At 54.8% G+C, this 2,114-nt stretch carries 1 pseudogene; it reads left to right on the plus strand.

Annotation, left to right across the window (positions count from 1 at the left end):
* Positions 1-540: 540 nt before the first annotated feature.
* Positions 541-2,114 (plus strand): annotated as a pseudogene (locus tag HMPREF3044_RS08865) (hypothetical protein); the annotation flags it as partial.

The following is a 2,114-nucleotide window of genomic DNA, read 5'->3' on the forward strand; positions in this document are numbered from 1 at the left end:
ATTTTTAAGCTCCGCATCTGGTCCTGCGGAGGCTCCCGGGTCACCACATGGTGACCCGGGAGTTTTTTATGCGCGTCCGGAGTTTGCCGGTCCAGGGGTGCAGGACCCAAGACCTTCGGTTGGGCGGTGTTGGATCCTGAGTAATTAGTCACCCAAAATTAGGGGTAGCTGAGAAAAATTTATATATTCGTTATGAGGGCAAAAATTCTGTTGAACACTTTATAAAAACGCACGTTGTGACGTTTTTTCTCTTAGGTATCACGTAAACTGCAGCTTTAGCAAAGTGTCTCAAATATATAAATGTTAAAAATGGGACAGAAGATACAGGATGAGATTAGGGGAAGGAGCTCGTCTACTTCCCTATGTCGATAGAACCTTAATAAAAACTGAGTATTATCTAAGTAGATGCGAGCGCCCGGCTTATAAAATTTCCTTCCAGCCGGGCCTCGCGTCTGCGGCGCTTGCCTTTTACGTGCGCACGTACGGCGCGCTGCGAACAGAGTTTTCCGGGGCTTGCAAGTCCTAATCACAAGGAGAATTATGAATATATCTCTGAAGAGGGTCACTTCCCTCGGCGTGGCTACAGCGCTTATCTTCAGTGGTGTGTACTCGGTGGATTCGCCGTACCTTCCCGTTGCACAGGCGGCGGAAGATGGTGCCGGTGATCCTGGCTATTCCACAGATACTGCCCTCGATGCCGACGCTATCACCAGCGGAACGGTTAAGAACGTCAACGATCTCCGCCTTGCTACGTACGTTGTCAGCGGCCATGCCTACTACATGGACGCGACAACGGCGGCTTTCAGTGGCATCCCCGGCCGGAGCACGAACACGGCGCTTCCTGATGGGACGACGGTGTACCTGCAATGGATGGGCAAAGACGGTTTCGTTTCACCGATCTACACCGCCAAGACGCACAACGTAGATTGGGGCGTTTCAAACCAGGGTGGCCAGGGTCTGTGGGCGTTCAGCCTTCCCAAGGTAAAAGACGCGCTCAAGCAGGAGCACGAATTTGACCCTAAGGCTGGCGACCAGTTCCGTGTGTGGATCAAGCCGTTTACCAATGATCGTGGCAATCGCGTGGAGATGTTCCGCCAGGCACCGGGTATGACACCGGGTTTCTCGGCGTCCAATAAATTGCCGGCTGGTTCGACAATGAACATCAACAAGAACAACGTGCAAAACGCTGCGGTCTTCATGTACGAGAACCCCGGTTCCTACATGTTCAATGACCGTAAGGGCGAGTACCACAACACGAATACGTGGGTGGACGGAACGGTATGGCTGGAGGCCGGAGAGGCGACTCTGGGCACCGGACCGAGCTTCGACACGTACGCTTCCGATGTCGCTGCCGAGGGATACACGGTAGAAATCACGGGACTGACCACCGCAGGGCGTCGCGCGATCAACAACGCGACCTACGGTGAGCCCCGCAGCACGTGGGTGAATACGACGAAGAAGATCCTGGAACGGCACCCCGAGTTCATCACGGGAACGGCCGTGGGCAAGGTCGGAGCAGACGGTACCTACGGCATGTGGGTTCCCTGCTACACCGATCCGGCGTCCCTGTACGCCTTGGTTCGGGATAAGGAAGGAAACGTGGTGCAGTCCTACAGCGCCTACACCACGTCGCAGTTCCTCAGCCCGAATGATCTGCTGTCCGTATCGCCTGCGTTGCCCCCGGGATTCGCGGGTAACGCTTGGCACAATGTGAACTTTGCGGTCGTTCCGTTTAAAGAGGTTTCCCTCGATATCCTCAAGTACAACGTGACCGACAAGCCGGCTGGCCCTGGTGCCACGCTCGATGTCGTGTTGGGAGGAACGCTTCCTCCGTTTGCAAATAAGATTGTGTGGCATGATAGCGACGGCAAGGAGCTGAAGAGCTGCGATATTACGCAGCTTTCGGATGCTGCGGGGTGCTCTCTCACCATTGACAAGAAGTTCAAGGGTTCCACTATCGTCACCGCAACACTCGTTTCTGCCCGGACCATCGTTGCCGCAGATTCTGCCCTTGTGACAGACAAGCTGAAGGACACCGACGGCGATACGATCCCGGATTACCTTGACCCGGATGCCGATAACGACGGGATCAACAACAACGACGAGATCGCCGC

The sequence above is a fragment of the Corynebacterium sp. HMSC073D01 genome (assembly GCF_001815555.1).
Taxonomy (GTDB): domain Bacteria; phylum Actinomycetota; class Actinomycetes; order Mycobacteriales; family Mycobacteriaceae; genus Corynebacterium; species Corynebacterium glucuronolyticum.